The 18,732-nt window shown below is 42.0% G+C and carries 17 protein-coding genes and 1 other annotated feature (1 of these 18 only partly in view); of the genes, 14 read left to right on the forward strand and 3 right to left on the reverse strand.

Annotated features, from left to right (window positions below; translation table 11 throughout):
- Positions 1-77: a binding site (T-box leader), on the forward strand (it extends 148 nt beyond the left edge of the window).
- Between the two features lie 63 nt (positions 78-140).
- Complete coding sequence (gene thrS, locus ACXAEO_RS08590) at positions 141-2,048, forward strand: threonine--tRNA ligase (RefSeq protein WP_474884053.1); 1,908 nt, start codon at positions 141-143, stop codon at positions 2,046-2,048.
- A 313-nt stretch (positions 2,049-2,361) separates the two neighbouring features.
- Positions 2,362-2,763, forward strand: a complete 402-nt coding sequence (locus ACXAEO_RS08595; RefSeq protein WP_474880049.1) for a DUF4183 domain-containing protein — start codon at positions 2,362-2,364, stop codon at positions 2,761-2,763.
- Positions 2,764-2,851: 88 nt separating this feature from the next.
- Here ACXAEO_RS08595 and ACXAEO_RS08600 read toward each other — a convergent pair whose 3' ends face one another.
- Complete coding sequence (locus tag ACXAEO_RS08600; RefSeq protein ID WP_474880050.1) at positions 2,852-3,235, reverse strand: DUF4183 domain-containing protein; 384 nt, start codon at positions 3,233-3,235, stop codon at positions 2,852-2,854.
- A 306-nt stretch (positions 3,236-3,541) separates the two neighbouring features.
- On the opposite strand from ACXAEO_RS08600, the gene ACXAEO_RS08605 reads away from it, so the two are divergent.
- The 6 genes from ACXAEO_RS08605 (at position 3,542) to ACXAEO_RS08630 (ending at position 9,851) form a co-directional block, all read left to right on the forward strand.
- On the forward strand, positions 3,542-4,345 hold the full coding sequence (locus ACXAEO_RS08605) for a YihY/virulence factor BrkB family protein (protein WP_474880051.1): 804 nt from the start codon (positions 3,542-3,544) through the stop codon (positions 4,343-4,345).
- A 68-nt stretch (positions 4,346-4,413) separates the two neighbouring features.
- Complete coding sequence (locus tag ACXAEO_RS08610; RefSeq protein ID WP_474880052.1) at positions 4,414-4,884, forward strand: CBO0543 family protein; 471 nt, start codon at positions 4,414-4,416, stop codon at positions 4,882-4,884.
- A 143-nt stretch (positions 4,885-5,027) separates the two neighbouring features.
- Positions 5,028-5,732 (forward strand): helix-turn-helix transcriptional regulator, encoded by a 705-nt coding sequence (locus ACXAEO_RS08615; protein WP_474880053.1) that lies wholly within the window; start codon positions 5,028-5,030, stop codon positions 5,730-5,732.
- Between the two features lie 90 nt (positions 5,733-5,822).
- Positions 5,823-6,725, forward strand: a complete 903-nt coding sequence (locus ACXAEO_RS08620; RefSeq protein WP_474880054.1) for an EamA family transporter — start codon at positions 5,823-5,825, stop codon at positions 6,723-6,725.
- A 28-nt stretch (positions 6,726-6,753) separates the two neighbouring features.
- Positions 6,754-7,086, forward strand: coding sequence for a chaperone CsaA (gene csaA / locus ACXAEO_RS08625; protein ID WP_474884055.1), 333 nt, complete (start codon positions 6,754-6,756; stop codon positions 7,084-7,086).
- 512 nt (positions 7,087-7,598) lie between these two features.
- Complete coding sequence (locus tag ACXAEO_RS08630) at positions 7,599-9,851, forward strand: putative bifunctional diguanylate cyclase/phosphodiesterase (RefSeq protein ID WP_474880055.1); 2,253 nt, start codon at positions 7,599-7,601, stop codon at positions 9,849-9,851.
- Positions 9,852-9,896: 45 nt separating this feature from the next.
- Here the strand turns inward: ACXAEO_RS08630 and ACXAEO_RS08635 are convergent, their stop codons facing one another.
- Together ACXAEO_RS08635 and ACXAEO_RS08640 are read right to left on the reverse strand one after the other, a co-directional pair.
- Positions 9,897-10,172, reverse strand: coding sequence for a diaminopimelate epimerase (locus ACXAEO_RS08635; protein WP_474880056.1), 276 nt, complete (start codon positions 10,170-10,172; stop codon positions 9,897-9,899).
- A 57-nt stretch (positions 10,173-10,229) separates the two neighbouring features.
- Positions 10,230-11,126 (reverse strand): LysR family transcriptional regulator, encoded by an 897-nt coding sequence (locus ACXAEO_RS08640; RefSeq protein ID WP_474880057.1) that lies wholly within the window; start codon positions 11,124-11,126, stop codon positions 10,230-10,232.
- Between the two features lie 243 nt (positions 11,127-11,369).
- On the opposite strand from ACXAEO_RS08640, the gene ACXAEO_RS08645 reads away from it, so the two are divergent.
- The 6 genes from ACXAEO_RS08645 to ACXAEO_RS08670 all read left to right on the forward strand — a co-directional run bounded on the left by ACXAEO_RS08645 (position 11,370) and on the right by ACXAEO_RS08670 (position 18,705).
- The gene (locus tag ACXAEO_RS08645; RefSeq protein ID WP_474880058.1) at positions 11,370-12,071 is read left to right on the forward strand and encodes a CoA transferase subunit A; all 702 of its coding nucleotides are present in this window, start codon (positions 11,370-11,372) and stop codon (positions 12,069-12,071) included.
- Entirely contained in the window at positions 12,072-12,749 is a 678-nt protein-coding gene (locus ACXAEO_RS08650) for a CoA transferase subunit B (RefSeq protein ID WP_474880059.1), read from the forward strand. It abuts the gene before it with no gap.
- A 140-nt stretch (positions 12,750-12,889) separates the two neighbouring features.
- Positions 12,890-13,990, forward strand: a complete 1,101-nt coding sequence (locus tag ACXAEO_RS08655) for a citrate/2-methylcitrate synthase (protein ID WP_474880060.1) — start codon at positions 12,890-12,892, stop codon at positions 13,988-13,990.
- A gap of 288 nt (positions 13,991-14,278) precedes the next feature.
- Positions 14,279-16,480, forward strand: a complete 2,202-nt coding sequence (locus ACXAEO_RS08660; RefSeq protein WP_474880061.1) for a preprotein translocase subunit SecA — start codon at positions 14,279-14,281, stop codon at positions 16,478-16,480.
- Positions 16,481-16,636: 156 nt separating this feature from the next.
- Positions 16,637-18,292 carry an InlB B-repeat-containing protein gene (locus ACXAEO_RS08665; RefSeq protein ID WP_474880062.1) on the forward strand — a complete coding sequence of 552 codons (1,656 nt, stop codon included), beginning with the start codon at positions 16,637-16,639 and terminating at the stop codon, positions 18,290-18,292.
- A gap of 32 nt (positions 18,293-18,324) precedes the next feature.
- A complete protein-coding gene (locus tag ACXAEO_RS08670; protein WP_474880063.1) occupies positions 18,325-18,705 on the forward strand; it encodes a hypothetical protein in 381 nt (126 codons plus the stop codon).
- The last annotated feature ends 27 nt before the right edge of the window (positions 18,706-18,732 follow it).

Below are 18,732 nucleotides of genomic sequence, written 5' to 3' on the forward strand. Positions count from 1 at the left end.
GCACCAAAGCCATAAGTGTGATGGAGGACTTATGGGAAATTGGGTGGAACCACGGGTTAAACGCGCTCGTCCCTCGTAGTGAGGGATGAGTGTGTTTTTTTATTTATCACGAAAAAGGAGTGTTGAGAATGAGTGGAAACATGATAAACATTCAATTGCCAGATGGACATGTGAAAGAGTTTTTGAAAGGCACGACGGTCGAAGAGGTGGCAAGGTCTATCGGTTCAAGTTTACGGAAACAGGCAGTAGCGGGGAAAATAAATGACCAGCTCGTTGATGTAAGTTGGAGACTGGAGCATGATGTCCAGCTTTCCATTGTGACGCTCGATTCGGAGGAAGGATTGCATATATTGAGGCATTCAGCTGCACACGTATTGGCGCAAGCTGTCAAAAGACTTTATCGCCATGTAAAATTAGGAATCGGTCCGGTCATTGAAAACGGGTTCTATTACGATTTGAAACTGGAACATAGCTTAACTTCAGGTGATTTGCGAGCGATTGAAAAAGAGATGGAACACATTATCAATGAGAATTTGGAAATTAAACGAAGAGAAGTTTCGTATGAAGAAGCAGTAAAACTGTTTGAAGAAAAAGGCGAGTCGTTCAAGCTGGAAATTTTAAAGGAGCTTCCGAAGGATGAAGTGATTACTCTTTATGAGCAAGGCGAATTTATCGATCTTTGCCGCGGACCGCATCTTCCGGCTACTGGCTTTATTAAAGCGTTCAAATTAACTCGTGTATCAGGTGCTTATTGGCGCGGAGATAGTGAAAAAGAAGTTCTTCAGCGAGTGTATGGGACGGCTTTTAAAAAGAACAAAGATTTAAAAGAATACTTCAACTTATTGGAAGAAGCGGCGAAGCGAGACCATCGCAAGTTAGGCAAACAACTGGAGCTGTTTATGTTTTCAGAGGAAGCACCGGGTATGCCCTTTTATTTGCCAAAAGGACAAATTGTGAGAAATGAGTTAGAACAATTTTCGCGTGAACTTCAAAACAGCGCCGAATACGACGAAGTCCGTACGCCGTTTATGATGAATCAACGACTATGGGAACAGTCGGGTCATTGGGATCATTACCATGAAAATATGTATTTTTCTGAAGTTGATGATACGAAATTTGCAATGAAACCGATGAACTGCCCTGGACATATGCTCATTTTCAAAAATCACTTATATTCTTATCGCGATTTACCTATTCGGATGGCAGAGTTCGGTCAAGTACATCGCCATGAATATAGCGGTGCATTAAATGGCATGCTTCGCGTTCGTACATTTTGTCAGGATGATGCTCATATTTTTGTGCGAGAAGACCAAATCGAAAGTGAAATAAAAGCGGTGTTCCATCTTATCGACAAAGTGTACCGTACATTTGGTTTTGAGTACTCCGTAGAGCTTTCCACTAGGCCTGAGAATTCGTTAGGGGATGACCATCTTTGGAATGCTTCGGAGCGAGCGTTACAAAATGTGCTTGAACAGTTAGAGATTCATTACTGCTTAAACGAAGGGGACGGAGCGTTTTACGGACCGAAAATTGATTTTCACATTAAGGATGCATTAAAGCGGAGTCATCAATGTGCAACAATTCAGCTAGATTTTCAAATGCCGGAAAAATTCGACCTTACTTATATTAATGAACAAAATGAAAAGGTTCGCCCTGTCGTTATTCATCGTGCTGTTTTCGGATCAATTGACCGTTTTTTGGGGATTTTAATTGAACATTTTGCTGGTGTTTTTCCAGTGTGGCTTGCCCCGACACAAGTTCAAATTATTCCTGTTTCGCATGTTCATCTCGACTACTGTTTAAACATCCAGTCGGAGTTGAAGGGGTTAGGGGTGAGAGTGAAAGTGGACAACAGCAATGAAAAGCTCGGATACAAAATAAGAGAAGCACAAATACAAAAGATTCCGTACACACTCGTATTAGGAGACAGTGAAGCGAAGGAAGGCGCTGTCAATGTGCGAAAATATGGAAGTCAGCAGTCCGAGTATGTTTCGTTTGAGACATTTCAAAAGGATATCATCCAGCAAATAAAAGACCGTAGTCAGTAGGGATAATCAATAGGTTAGAACAATGAAATGGAAGGATTCTTTAATAGTGGTGATTCTATTTTTTAAATTAGCAAATGATACGATTGCCCTTTTTTAAAAAGAAGACTTTTGCCTCAAACATGCTGATTATAACGTGCATATAATGCTACTATCTCTCTCTCTTTCTACATTGAATGATGAAGGTAAGAGAGATAGTAGTATTCTACCGAGCCTTGGCTGAGGATTCCATACATAAGACACCTACTTGCCTGTTTCTTCATCATTTTTACAGGGCAGGTTCACTATGTGCCAACCGAAGAAAGGGGGAGCTGTAATGAATAGGAAATTGGCCAATTTTCACCGTCTACAAAGCCAATCTTTAAGGGAAGCACGGTTTTGTTTTCCACCAACTGCACCAAGTAGCTGCCCAGACATTTATCCACGAAAAGAAAAACCGATGACACCGAATATTTTAAAGGCGAACACCTTGCAGTATGTCGCGCTGTCTGATGGCATAAAAAGAATATATACAAATCAAGACGGTGTAAGCGGATATGGAAATACGAATATTCTTGATCCTGCTTCTGTATCATATGTCAATCTTTTCGTTAATGGGATGCTGCAGCCTCCTACTCTTTATAAAGTACAGGAAGGTATCCTTGTTCTAACGTCACAAGACATTCCGAAGAAGGAGGTACCTATTATTCTTCAATTTATCATAATTTATGGATCATAGCTGCAATAGGAGTGAACATCAGGACGTCAAAATCAAAAAGCAGGAAAAACCAGAACATCTTACGGGTTTTCCTGCTTTTTGATTTTCTTTATGTTGTGACGGTTGTAAGGGAAGTTGGGGTATAGTTGACGACTTCTAATACAACGGGTGAGTTTTGTAAAATCGGGTCTCCCCCTGCAGGGACGGAAAAGGCAAGGGACCCAACGGCAGTTGCCCCAGGTGTATACGTTGAGTTTCCTTCCATTTGCAACACTCCGTTAATATACACATTAAAATAACTGTTATCTGTAGCAAGGGGCGGAAGGGCAGTCGCGGCTGTACCATCATCCAAGAAAAAGTCGGCTGCGTCTATATTGAGGGTAGTTCCAGCAACAGTTTCAGCTGTTGTGACATAGAAAAACTTTGCAGGTGTCGGATCGACATTGGTTGTCGTAGTGGCTGTGACGAGAAGTTTCATAAGCTGTAAGGCCAAAGTTCTCACCTCCTTTCAAAAAAATAAATACATCGTACTATCAATCTATGTTTTTAAAGAAAGATTTGCCATGGACAAACTCATCAATTCATATAAAAAATCATGGTTTGTCCCATACTATATAGACCGATTTAGAACCTTTGGTGAACGCTTTCCATTAAATAAAGCTGTGTTGAATCATTAAATGAAATATATATAATTGAAACATCATTTACAACAGCCAATAGATGGTTTATTCAGAAGTGTTTTCCTTTGCATGACAACACGCCTAAAAATATAAACTAAAGCAAGGAGGTGAGGAGCGGGGTGCTTTCAAGTGCGAAAAATATTGTGTACCGCTTTTTTGCTGATCGCTTTTACGACCTCAGTGCGCAAATGGCGTATTATTTCATGCTGTCGATGATTCCGTTTTTAATTTTTGTGTTTTTGCTTATTAGTTTTTTGCCATTTCAGGCTGACAATGTCTTACTTGTCATTGAACCGTTTGCCCCTGCCAATACATATGGCATCATTCAGTCGACGTTATACAGCATGTTTTATGACGGGCAAGGAGAATGGCTGCCACTGAGCTTGCTTGCGGCTTTTTGGCTTTCCTCGATGGCTGTCCAGTCGCTCGTTCGTTCCTTAAATCATGCTTATCAATTTCAGCGTGAGCAGCCTTTTTTAGAAGCACTTTTGAATGATCTTTTCTTGACGGCGGGCTTTATGATTATTTTATCTGCTACATTGTTTGTCCCGATTATCGAACAAATTGTTTACACGTTTGTCGTCACAAGGACGGAGCTTCCCGTGTTTTGGGGGGAATTATGGCAAGTTGTGAAATGGGGGCTTGGAACCTCGTTTTTATTCGTGTTCTTTCTACTATTATATAGAATTGTGCCAAGTGTGAAATTGTCGTGGCTGAAGGTTTTGCCTGGAGCCGTTTTTGCGACATTGGGCTGGCAAGGGGTTTCGGTCATCTTTTCGTATTATGTGACGTTAGGCAACTATTCAAAGCTTTACGGCCAGCTGGGCAGCATAATCGTGCTGATGACCTGGTTTTATTTAACCGCTGTCGTGCTGCTGACAGGCGGATTAATTAATGCGGAAGTGTATCGGCAAAAGTCGTAACGGTTTCGCTATAACGAAAGCGTTCCTCTCATCGAATAGGCGGCGCTGTTTTAGGGGAAATATTATGTATGGAAACATATATGCTTTGGAGCTTATTGTTGCTTGGAATCATCTTACTTGTTTTTAGTTTACGCAAACCGCCCATCACGCAATGGCTACTTACGTTTCTTTTGAATGCTTATATTTCCGTTTTCATCGGTGTCTTAGTTGTCGAGCACAAAATGCTGGAATATCCTATAAAATTTTTACCCGACTTTTTTGATTCGAGCCTTTTATTTGAATACTTACTATTTCCTGTTGTGTGTGTCTATTTTTATCAAACGACCTATCGTTCACCTTTTTTGGCGATTATCGGTCAAGCTTTCCTTTATTGCGGAACGTTAACAGCCGTCGAGGTATTGTTGGAAAAACATACAGATTTAATTGAATACCATACGTGGACATGGGGGTATACGTTTGGGAGTACGCTTTTAGTGATGTTGTTGATTAGAGGCGTAATGGGCTGGATTCGAAAAATAGGCGCAGAACCATCAGTTTGACGGATGCCTATGCAGGAAAAGGGAATTCCAATGCGGTTTCAATGTGACCCGTGATATAATGAAGAAAATTTGATAGACAGCGGCGGAGCCAATGAGCTTGGCTGCTGTCTATCGATGAGTTCGAAACGGATGGAGAGAGAGTGATGGAAACATTAAAGCATGTTCAGTGTGAAAAGCGCACATATTCATATAAAGTCGACACTCACGAGCACAGTTACGGTCAATTTTTGTTTCCGCTACAAGGGTCGATGGAGATTGAAGCAGGGCAGCAACTCGTAAAGCTGGACGGTCAGCACTGCTTATATTTACCGCCGCAATGCCGCCATCAATTTCATTCTTTGGATCGCAATGAATTTTTAGTGCTGGATATTCCTATTCATTACTTAAGTGAGTCAGGCAGTGAGTCAGGCATGTACATGAAGCTTGATGAACAGTGGTCCGCATTGCGCTTTTTATTATTGGAGGAAGTGTCTCAAAATGGCTCCTCGACCGCTGTCGTGCCGCTCGTTCAATATATGAGTCAAAAATTAACTCAATGGGAGCACCCGTCGATAGCATATATGCATACACACTACCGCGAGTCGATGACCATTGATGAACTGGCGAAGGTGGAGCATTATCATCCGGCCTATTATTCGTCTTGGTTTAAAGCGAAAACGGGACGAACGCCGCTTGAATACCTTCATCAGCTCCGATTAAAAGAAGCAAAACGTCTCCTTCAAGAAACAGGATGGACGATCACGGCTATTGCCCATGAAGTCGGGTATGAACATGCGTCGTCGTTAACACGATTGTTTCTTCGCTATGAAGGCATGACACCAAATGCCTATCGAAGCACCTTGAAATAGGATAAAAAACGGCTTAAAAATGGCTGCCTCTCTTATCGGGAAAACGGTTATACTGTGTCTATATATGAACAAATGATGGAGAGGATTGCGATGAAAAATCAACTGCCAATGCTTTGGGCGCTTATGGCCGCGATGTTATGGGGAACGACAGGAACGGTTCAAAGTTTAGCGCCAGAAGAGACGAATCCCATTTCTTTCGGAGCAATGAGGCTGGCCATTGGGGGGGCGACGCTTTTACTTATTGTCGGCTTGCAAGGGCAACTGCGCGTAAAAGGGTGGCCGCTCAAACAAATGCTGCTGGCGTCTGTTAGTATGGCTTGCTATCAGCCGTTTTTTTTCTCGGCGGTGAAAATGACGGGCATTGCTGTCGGAACAGTGGTGGCGATTGGAAGTGCCCCCATTTTAGCTGGATTGATGGAATGGGCGGTGTTCAGGCAAAAACCTGCGAAAACGTGGTGGGCCGCTACATTTACGGCCATTTTTGGCTGTATGCTGTTGTTTGCCAATAAAGGTTCGACTGTCATCGAGCCACTCGGATTAGTATGGGCGCTTGGTGCAGGAGCCTCATTTGCCGCTTATACGCTTGTCAGCAAGAAGCTGTTAGAAACGCAAAGCTCGAATGCGGTGACAGCTGTTGTGTTTACACTTAGTGCGTGCATGCTTGCTCCGCTTTTATTTCTATTTGACCTTTCATGGCTACAGCAGACTAGCGGTGTGGCGGCGAGCTTATATTTAGGTGTGTTTGCGACAGGCTTAGCCTATTTGCTTTTTGCCAAAGGGCTTGTGAAGCTTCCGGCTTCAACGGCGGTTACACTTTCGCTGGCCGAACCGCTGACGGCCGCCTTGCTTGGGGCGTTTTTAATCGGCGAAGCGTTAACGGTGACATCATGGTTTGGCATTGGTTTATTGCTTCTTTCCATCATGGTCCTTTCATTTGCTCCGCGTAAACGAAAAGACTTAACATCACCGAAGCTGGAGGCTTTTGGGAAGTGAAGAAGATGGTAGAAAAGGAGAGAGCATGATGGCAACAATTGATGATTTTTTAAAATTGGATATTCGAATAGGGACGGTGAAGCAGGCTGAGCCGCTGGAAGGAGCACGTGTGCCGGCGATTAAGCTGGAAATTGACTTCGGTCCTGAAGTTGGAACGAAACGTTCAAGTGCTCAAATTACGAAAAGATATACACCTGAGATGATGATTGGCAAACAAGTAGCAGCGGTCGTGAATTTTCCGCCAAGACGTATTGCCGGCTTCCAATCGGAAGTATTAGTCATCGGCGGCATCCCGGAAAAAGGGGATGTTGTCCTGTTAAGCCCAGATAACGAAGTAGCAGACGGAACACCAATCGGATAAGGGAAACTTCCATCAGTAAGGGGTTTCTTTCATCTCTCATCAATGGTTAGTTCACTTATGAGGCCTTTACGAGACACAAAGACTAAAATCATGTCTTCGCTTTCGGAAGTGAGGATGTTACTACAGAATAAATATGGTAGGAAGAATGTTGAAAAAAGCCATTGTGAACCGCTTTTTTTCAACATTCTTTTTATTATGGGGGGCGATTCATGTATACTATTGGTAGTATATGAGAGCTCCGCATAGACGGAAAGCTAATGATTATGACTTCAACCTTTGACATCTAGATTGGACGTTCCTCTTCTTTTTCATTAGGGAAAATTATCACTAGTTGAAAGGGGGAAGGATGATTGGGTAATATTACCGCCTATTTCTCCTAAATGCATATTGTAAACATTATGACGAAAATGTTACATTTATTAATATACACATTTTTTTGAATTGTTTAAGCAACATGCTTTGTTCATGAAATAGAAAATGATAACGTATGCACGAACAATGGGAGATAGAAAATGAAGATCACTAATGACCATACGAAACGCAGATGGATGATTATACTAGGCCTTTCCGTTATCCTTTCGGAGCTGTTTGAAAAAATGGGACCGCTGCTGTTGGCAACGAACGAACCTTTTTTTCAAATCACGCATTTTGTGCTCAGCTTTTGGACCATTCTTTTATTGTTTGTGTTACTGCTTAGCATTTCGAAAACAACGGAAGAGCTGAGAAAAAGCAATCAAAAGTTAAATAATATTTTCGATACATTAGATGTCGCGATTTGGTCACATGACTTAAAAACAAATGTGTTGCTCATTACGCCAGGGATTGAAAAGTTGTATGGCCGGTCGTTGGACGAGTTTTACCGCGATCATGATTTATGGAAAAAAGTCATCTTTTCAGAGGATTTGCACGTTTTAAATGAACGAAATGAGAAACTGGCGGCAGGAGAGACGGCAACAAGTATTTATCGCATTATTCGTCCGGACGGGGAAGTGCGTTGGATTCAAGATCGAGGCATTCCAGTTTATGACGAAAAAGGCCAGTTTGTCGACTTTACGAGCGTGCTATTTGATATTACCGATCGAAAGGAAAGTGAAGACCGTTACCGCAGTTTAGTCGAACTGTCTCCAGATATTATCGCCGTCGTGAGTCAAGGACAAATTGACTATATTAATGAGACAGGAAGCCGGTTATTCGGAGTGGCGGGGGCGAGTGAACTCATTGGAAAGCCCGTTTCTATGTTTATTTCTCCAGATACAGTGGAACATTTGCAACAGGAGTGGAAAACACGGGAGAGAGAACAGAGTCTGCTCGAGCTGCCAGTGAAGCGGCTTGACGGTCAAACAATTGATATTGAAATGGCAACGATGCCAATTTTATATGAAGGAAGAACAGCATGGCAAGTTGTCGGACGAGATATTACAGAACGGAAAAAAACAGAAAAGACGATTAACTACATGGCCTATTATGATGCGTTGACAGGGCTTCCTAACCGAAATATGTTCCGAAAGCATGTCGACCGCGTATTAAGCAAAGCGGAACAATCCACGCTTGCTGTTTTATTTTTAGATTTAGATCGGTTTAAAATTATTAATGATACAAAAGGACATACCGTTGGCGATTTGCTGCTGCAAAAAGTAGCCGATCGTTTGCAGGAAGCCGTTCAAAAGGATGGGTTAGTTTCCCGTCAGAGCGGAGACGAGTTTATCATTTTATTGGAGAATTGTGAAAAAGAGAAAGCCGCACATATTTCTGCCCGCATCCTATCCTCATTTTCTAAACCCATTGACCTTAATGGCGATGAGTTTTTTGTCACAACGAGCATTGGCATCAGCATGTATCCGCATGATGGAACAGATCATGAAATGCTAATTAAACATGCCGATACGGCCATGTATTTGGCGAAGGAGCGGGGGAAAAACAATTTTCAGTTTTACACGTCTAGTCTTGATTTATTGGCCTCACGCAAGATGGAGCTGGAAAATGGATTGCGAAAAGCGTTGGAAGAACAGCAATTTGTGCTTCATTATCAGCCGAAAGTGGAATTGGAAACCGGGAAGCTGATGGGAGTAGAAGCGTTAATTCGCTGGAAGCATCCACAACTTGGAGTGATTCCGCCAAATGAATTTATTCCGCTCGCGGAAGAAACCGGGCTGATTGTACCAATCGGGAAATGGATTTTAAGGGAAGCGTGTCAGCAAAGTAAAAGATGGCAAGAGGAAGGATTCGGACCAATTCCCGTTGCCGTTAATACGTCCGTTCGTCAAATTCAAGATGACGGGTTTGTCGCTGATGTGGAGCAAGTGTTAAAAGAAACTGGACTTGCCTCTTCGTCCCTCGAGCTTGAAATTACGGAAAGCATTATGCAAAACATTGAAAAATCGACGATTATTTTAAATGAATTAAAACAGCTTGGCATTAACTTATCCATTGATGACTTTGGGAAAGGCTATTCATCGTTAAGCTATTTAAAACATCTCCCGCTTCATAGCATTAAAATTGATAAATCATTCGTAGATGATATTTTAGAGAGTACCAATCGCGGTTCCATCGTAAAAGCGATTATTGATATGGCTCATAACTTACAGTTTAAAGTAGTTGCAGAAGGGATTGAACAGGAAGAACAAGTTCACTTTTTGCTGAACAATGGCTGTTTTGTTGGACAAGGCTATTATTTCAGCAAGCCATTGCCTGCAGAGGGTGTGACCGCTTTTTTGAAACATGGGCAGGTGGTGGACGATTATTCTGTCTTCAGCCGGAATAAATAAAAAAATGAGACGACTGGAACGATAGAACCGGTCGTCTCATTTTGTTTATAAAAATTTTCGGTGTGGTTTGACATAGCGCTTTAATTCAACGATGAGTAAGCGGCGAACAGCCGTGTTCGAGACAGCTTCCGCTACATCTGCTATGGATGGGAAAATCCCGAACTGATTGAATTGAACGCGAATTGGGCCGTCAAACAGAATGTCGGTTTGACGACGAACAACAGCTGTGACCCGAATCTCCTTCGTTCCCGCTTCATCGAGGGAAACCGGGTAATGATCTAAGATGTGAAATTTAAATGTGTATTCCTCGTCTTTCTTCAATGCAAGCCTCCGTTATTTACCGGGAAATATTTTCTGAATTTTTAAACAAAACAACCGTTATTTGACATGGTCTCGTGAAGGGATGGATGTTAGCACTTCTAACAACTTCTTGACCGCAAATGAGACATATCCTTCGCGCTTTGTAATAAGTCCAAGTTTCCACATCGGAATCGTCTCAACGAATGGAATGGCTTTAATATTACTATGATTGAGCTTATTATAAATCGACTTCGGAAGAATGGTAATGCCTAAATCTTCTGCGACAAGTTCAATAATTAAATCCCATTGCGAACTTTTGTAAGCGACTTTCGGATCAAATCCGGCATTGTGGCATTCTTGAATAATGCGGTCATGCAGTGCGAAACTATTGCTGAACAAAATAAAAGATTGTTCATGCAATTCGTGTAACGAAATACAATCGCGTTCGGAAAGAGGGTGGTTGCGGTTTACATAAAGGACAAATTCCTCCTCTATAAATGGATAAACAGTAAATTTTTGTTCATCGGCAGGAAGAACAATGATGCCCAAATCCACTTTTCCTTCTTCGACTGCGGTCGTAATTTCCTTTGCGCCATGTTCCACTAATTCTAACGAAACATTTGGGTATTGTTCATGAAATTCCTTGGCAATGAGAGGGAAAAACAATGTTCCGATCAATGGCGGAATGCCGATTTTAATGTCCCCTGTCGGAAGGTTCATTAAATCATCGAGCAACGCGTTTAAATCTTGCAGTGTGCTAAATACTTTCCCGCTTTGCGCATATACAATTTTTCCAGCGTCCGTCAGCTTTAGCTCACGGCCGGAGCGGTCGAATAGCTCAACCCCGAGTTCTTCCTCCAATCTTTTTACCGCTTTGCTTAAAGCAGGCTGTGATAAATGAATCGCCGAGGAAGCTTTCGTAAAATTTCTTTTGTTCGCTACTTCCATAAAATTTCGTAAATCTCGAATATCCATGTGAAAACCCTTTCTATTTCCAATTCCCAGTCAGATGGAGAAATATGTATGAATTGTATTTATATAATAGATTCCTTTTATTCATTTTACTTATATTAGAAAGTTCTGTAAACTCTTAAGTAAGCAATACATAAGCAAAACGAATATTTTCGCAGCGAAAATTCTTTTTAACAATCATGATTGTAAGCGTTAACACTTTTATTTTAATAGATGACCAATTTAGAAGAAAGAAAGGGGATTTCAATGAAGACAGTGTATACGTCTTATGTGGAAGCAGTCAAAGACATTCAAGATGGGGCGACAATTATGGTAGGGGGCTTCGGATTATGCGGCATCCCGGAAAACTTGATCCTCGCATTGGTGGAAACGGGCGTTAAAGATTTAACGGTCATCTCTAACAACTGCGGCGTTGATGATTGGGGTCTTGGGTTGTTGCTGAAAAACAAGCAAATTAAAAAGATGATTAGCTCTTATGTCGGTGAAAACAAAGAATTTGAGCGCCAAGTACTTGAAGGGGAACTAGAAGTAGAGCTTGTACCTCAAGGAACATTAGCAGAAAAGATTCGTGCCGGCGGCGCTGGCATTCCCGCCTTCTATACACCGGCTGGCGTTGGAACACCGATTGCAGAAGGCAAGGAAGTCCGCACATTTGACGGAAAAGAGTATGTGCTTGAACGCGCATTAAAAGCAGATTTCAGTTTAGTTCGTGCTGAGACGGGCGATAAAATGGGCAATCTTATTTACAATAAAACCGCTCAAAACTTCAATCCAATGATGGCTGCAGCTGGAACCGTTACGATCGCCGAAGTTGAAGAATTAGTGGAAATCGGCGCGATAGATCCGCAATCTGTTCATACGCCAAGCGTGTATGTTCAACGTTTAATCCAAGGCGACCAACAGAAAAAAATCGAGCGTGTAACAACTCGGGAAGCAGGGGTGAGATAAATGTCAGCAAAAGTGAATGATAAAGCACTTGTAAGACAAAAAATTGCCATGCGGGCAGAAAAGGAAATTCAAGACGGCTTTTATGTTAATTTAGGAATTGGGATTCCAACACTTGTGGCGAACTATATTAGCGAAAACAAGCAAGTGGTGCTGCAATCTGAAAACGGGCTGCTTGGAATTGGTCCGTATCCGTTGCAGGAAGAAGTCGATGCTGATTTAATCAATGCGGGAAAAGAAACGGTAACAGCTATTCCGGGAGCGGCTTATTTTGATAGTGCTGAATCGTTCGGGATGATTCGCGGCGGCCATATTGACATTGCCATTTTAGGCGGCATGGAAGTGTCTGAAAACGGCGACTTAGCGAACTGGATGATTCCTGGAAAAATGATTAAAGGGATGGGCGGGGCGATGGACCTTGTTCACGGTGCCCGCAAAATTATCGTCATTATGGATCATACGAATAAAAACGGGGAATCCAAAATTTTAAAAGCATGTACACTTCCGCTCACAGGAAAAGGGGTCGTCAACCGCATTATTACCGACATGGCGGTAATTGATGTGACAGACGAAGGGCTAAAGCTTGTTGAAGTGGCACAAGGTTATACGGTGGAAGAAGTGGTAAATGCAACAGAAGCTGACCTTCTTGTCACAGACGATGTTAAACTAGAAGCCTACTAATTTTACTTTTCACAACTTCATGGAATGAAACGGCCTTGCACGATTGTTTTGAATGTTAATAAACAGTGAATGTGCAAGGCTTTTTCTGTACGATGAGATGAATAATCAGTGAAATAGATAATTGAAAAGGGGAGAAAGAAATGACGTATGCAAAGGGGTTAGAAGGGGTAGTAGCAGCAGAAACGAAGGTTGGTCGCGTTGATGGAGAACAAGGCTTGCTTATTTATCGAGGACATTGGGCGAAAGATTTGGCCATTCATTATACGTTCGAGGAAGTTGCTCATCTGATTTGGCATGACAGCTTGCCAAATCATCAAGAACTGGCACAGTTAAAGGAGCGAATGAAGCAAGAACGTACATTGCCGCCGCATCTTCTGGCCATTATGGAGCACCTTCCAACTAAGACGGAAACGATGAGTGTTTTAAGAACGTGCATTTCCGCATTAGGTGATGCTTCTTATTCATGGCCGCCAACAATCGATCAGGCGATTAAGTTAACGGCGATTACGCCGACGATTATTGCTTACTGGTTCCGCAAACAAAGCGGATTGGATTATATTGAGCCACATGAAGAACTTGATCATGTAGCGAACTATATGTATATGATTACAGGAGAAATTCCGAGTGCCAACTCCATTAAGGCGTTAAGCGCGTATTTTGTGTTAACGATTGAACACGGTATGAATGCCTCTACGTTCTCGTCTCGAGTTGTTTCATCGACGGAATCTGATATGGTGTCAGCCATTTGTGCAGCGATTGGAGCGATGAAAGGCCCGCTTCATGGCGGTGCGCCGTCCGGTGTTATTACCATGTTGGAAGAAATCGGTTCAGAGGAAAACATCGAGCCATGGGTACGAGCCAAATTAGAGGCAAAAGAAAAAATTATGGGCTTTGGCCACCGTGTGTATAAAACACATGACCCGCGCGCAGAAGCTTTAAAAGTCGTGTCACAGCAAATTGCCGGCAGTGACGACTGGTTCAATCTCATTTTAAAGATTGAAAGCACGACATTACAGCTATTAGAAGAATATAAGCCAGGACGAAAAATTTATACGAATGTCGAATATTTTGCTGCTGCTGTTATGAAATCAATTGATTTGCCTGCTGACTTATTCACACCGACATTTACCGCAAGTCGTATGGTCGGCTGGACGGCTCATGTACTCGAACAGTCCACAGACAATCGTATTTACCGCCCGAAATCTATTTATACGGGCTTAGTTCCGGAGGCAGTGAAGTAAGTTTTCAATTATGAACAGAACAAGGATGTGTGAAGAGCTACTGTCAATAAGCTCTTCACACATCCTTTTTTATATGAAAAATAAATCATAATATTTTAAAAAGGCTATGAAAAAATTGTCGATAGTTGTAATATGAGAAATAGAATAGGTCTTTTTATTTATGAACATTTTACTAGCTTTATCTATATCGAATAGTTATAAAAACAGGTGGAGTGAACAACCAAAGATGGAGCTATATGAGAACGTGCCATAAGTATCGGTTCACATGAAGGAGAAAGGAAGCTGGCAATGGAGAAAATAATGAACTCCTTCATCGTAAAGAAGGAACTTGGACGGTTGGAGCGGTATGTTCAAATGATTGATGCATTACAGGAGAAGTACGTGAATTGTACCGATCAAGAGCTGAAACATTCTTTTATGCAGTTGAAAAAAAGCTCTCCATTTGATGAGAATGTTCGGTGCCATGTATTTGCTTTAGTCAAAGAGGCGGTGCAACGTGTGTATCAAATCGTCCTTCATCGTGAACAAGTCATAGCAGGATGGGTGCTTGCGGACGGGAAAATTGCTGAAATGGCAACAGGAGAAGGGAAAACGCTCATGTCTGTTCTTCCGGCTTGCTGGTATACGGTGCTTGGTAAAAACGTTCATATGATGACGGTGAATGAATACCTAGCAAAGCGTGATTTTGAGGAAATGGGAAAAATATTTCGCTTTTTAGGTGTCACCGTCGGATTGAATCTCGCCAAGATGACAGGAACGGAAAAAAAGCATGCCTACAAGCAAGATGTGACATATGGGGTGTGCAGCGAGTTCGGCTTTGATTATTTAAAAGACCATCTAGTACGGGAAAAGATAAATATCGTTCAGTCGTCGCTTGACGTTGTCATCGTTGATGAAATTGACAGCATTTTAATTGATGAGGCCAAAACACCCCTTATCATTTCCGAAAAGCAAAAAACGCCGCCTGATGTGTACGCGGTTTGTTTCAAACTTGTGTCAACAATGCAGGAAGGGCGCGACTACGAGATTGACTTGCAAACAAATCAAGTTTTTTTTACGGAATCGTCAATTCGCAAACTTGAAATAGTGTTAATGATTGATAACTTATATGACGGCAAGCATGCGCCCCTCTTTCATTTTTTATTGCAATGCCTTCGAGCGAATGTGTTGATGAAAAAAGATGACCACTACATAGTGAAAAACGGAGAAGTGCAATTAATTGATGCGTTTACAGGACGAATGTTAGAAGGCAGGCAATACAATGACGGACTGCATCAAGCGATTGAAGCGAAAGAAGGTTTGCCGCTAAGTGAAGAAAATCGGGTGAAGGCAACGATTACGATTCAAAAGCTGTTCAGCCTATATGAAACAGTCGTTGGCATGACAGGGACCATCCAAACAGAGCAACAAGAAATTTATGAATTATACGGCATTAAAACAACGGTCGTTCCAACACATAAGCCTGTCATACGTGAAGATGTCGCGGACGTCCTTTTTTCGTCGAGAAGAGAAAAAGAAGAGGCGATTATGGCTGAAATCAAAGCGAGCTTCCAGCGCGGACAGCCTGTATTAGTTGGCACAACATCTGTTGGGCAATCGGAACGGTTAGCCCAACTGCTTCATAAGGAAAAGGTTCCGCTCCAGCTGCTTAATGCGAAAACAGAAAAAGAAGAGGCGAACATGATTGCGAAAGCAGGCGAGAAAGCGATGGTGACCATTGCGACAAACATGGCAGGACGCGGAACAGATATCCGTTTAGGTGAAGGGGTTGCGGAGCTTGGCGGATTGTATGTCATTGGAACAGAAAAACATGAAAGCAGACGCATTGACCGGCAGCTGAGAGGTCGAGCGGGGCGCCAAGGCGATCCTGGGAAAACGCGGTTTTTCCTTTCGCTCGAAGATGAACTCATCGTTCGGTTTGCGGGGGAAAGGCTGGAGAAATGGCGACATCAGTCGCTTAAAAACGAACTGTTTGAAAGCATTCAATATGAAGTTGAACAGCAAAACTATGCCATTCGGACCATTGTGTATTTGCTAGATTCTGTCGTGCACGACCAGCGAACACTTTTTTACCAACATCGACAGCAAATGCTAGACGGAGAGTCGTTTTTGAAAACGCTACAAAAGCATGTATCCTCTCATGTAAGCATGATGTACAAGGCGGAAGCAGACGATGAAGACCTTGAAGAAGAGGCAGCTAATCAGCAGGCTCTTCTAGATTGGCAACAGCGCATAAACGAACTGACCGCATGGCAAAGGCAGAAGCTTCTTCAAACATATATGACCATACTGGATGAAGGCTGGGCCAATCATTTGCACATGTTGCACCATTTAAAACAAAGTCTTCATGCTCGCATTTATGAACAGCGGGACCCCATTTTGATTTTTCATGATGAGGCGTGGAAGCTTTATACGTCTATGGAGCACTATGTTCGAGACGCATTGTTTCATGCTTTAAAAGACATACAGGCACCAAATTATCAAAGGTGATGTGATGGAATTACTTTTATAGATTTAGAGAAAGAGAGACAAAAAACGATGATGAAAGGAGGAGATAGATGGGGATGTAGGGGGAAATAAGCCAATGTTTCATTATTCAGGAAAGGGCAGTGTGTTTCTAAATAAACAAAGAGGAGTGACAAAATGATGAATAAGAAGAGGACTTATGTTTTATCCCTTTTTATGGTATTGGTCATGATTTTCAATGGAAGTGGTGCTACCACCACTTCTGCAGCCATATCGGAACATTCAATCCATACGTATAGTGATAATACGTGGGCTTGGAATTCACTAGCTGTGAGTCCAAATGGTGATATTTATCTCGCTCATAAAGTAAACGGTATCGAAATTGCTGTGAAGCGTTGGGATGGCAGTAGCTGGGTGTCTCTCCCAAGCGTCACGACTGCTTTAGCCGGAGATACAAGTTTTAGTGATGATTTACATTTAGTTGTCGATGCACAGGGAAATTTGCATTTGGCTTTCAGGCATTCTGATGGAACAGGGGTTACTAGTCATAGAGGTGTAAAGTATGGGTTTTACGATGGGAATACTTGGACGTTCGAAGAAATAGAAGCTTATAGCCATCCTCAAGGAGGCCGAAATTTTGATGACCCTACGATAGCCGTAGATTCAAGTGGTAAGGCGCATTTACTGTACAATTACGCTGATTCTACCGGAGACTATGTAAAATACGCTACAAATTCTTCAGGATCATGGGCTGTTCAAACAATTGATTCCGGCGCTGGAGGTCAAGATGAATTGCATAATCCACGTATTGGAATAGACGGAAATGGTACCATTCACATTGCCTATGTAAGGGAAGACAATCAAAATAGTTATTACGGTAATTATTATTATGCGAAAAAAGGATTGACGGACGCGAATTTTCCTTCAGCAACTAAATTAATCGATGCTGTTTCGGAAAACAAATCTTTTAAGTATTCTCCGTTTGTCGTAGATGATTCCGGTAAGGTGTATGTTACGTTTAGTGAAGTCATTCGTACAAGTAACCCAAGCACTGTATCCAGCACTTCCTACTTTTTCTCAAATGCGTCAGGAAGCTGGCAGCGAGAACAGATTTATTTCGATAATGAAAGGGAGACTGTGCCTGTAGGGGCTTATGTGGTAAATTCAACGGTTTACTTATTGATGGATTCACGAAAAGTTGATAGGTCCAACAACTATTTTTTTGCCATGGCCAATAACGGCAACGGATGGATTGTTGGAAATAAAACAGTAATCCCAGCTCTAGCTCAAGATTTCACTTTAAATGAGCGGACATTTTTAGTTGACTCCAACGGCAATTTTATGGTGGCAATGCTGCATCATAGTTTGCGAGAAATTAGCAGTCTAACAGGAACATCAGAAGATTTCGGGCTGATTAGTGGATTTGCCGTTACTTATGACGGAAATGGAAACACGGGAGGAAATGCTCCTGTGGACTCTGACTTTTATAACGAGGGAGATTCAACAACGGTTTTAGGGAAGGCGGATCTAAGCAAATCAGGCAGTAAGTTTGTCGGGTGGAATACGTTAGCAAATGGAACGGGAACTCATTATATGGAGGGAGAAGCATTCACAATGGGCGCAGGGAATGTCACCTTGTATGCTGCTTGGGTGAAATTAGGTGATGGAAATGGTGATGGCATCATTACTCCAGCTGATGCCTTTTTAGTTCAGCAGTATATAAGCGGGAAAGTGACATTGACTGCTATGCAGAAGCTGGCTTTAGATATGGATGATGACCAGGATTTAGATGCAATGGATGTTAGCCTCATTATGAAAGCTTACTTAGGATTGTAACAATTATGTAAAAGAAGGAAGAAGGTGAAAACGTGCATACATTATGGAATCGCCTTCGCACGCCATTATTTTATAGGGAAGAAGAGGTTATCCAACAACCGGAACAACCTCAGCAAGAAGAAATCACCCAAAGCATCGCAACGATTACATGGCAAGAGCAACTGCACATCATTCAGCAAGTGGACCAATATATGAAGGAATACACTCCCAAATACATATTGGATTCGAAACATTATGAAAAAGGCTTTTCCATGAAAAATGATGTGTTTGTCACAGAAGGAGAAGAGTCGATTTTTCGTTGTAATCTCGAAGTATTTTATCGAAATAAAGAAACGGCGGATCAAGTAGTTTCATATTTAGTGAGTTTAATAAAATTTGGGGACGAAGGATGGAAAGTGTTTCACATAAAATGAACATTTTCCATCATCAGCTGTTATGTT

The sequence above is a fragment of the Bacillus sp. ABA4_010 genome, assembly GCF_056159105.1.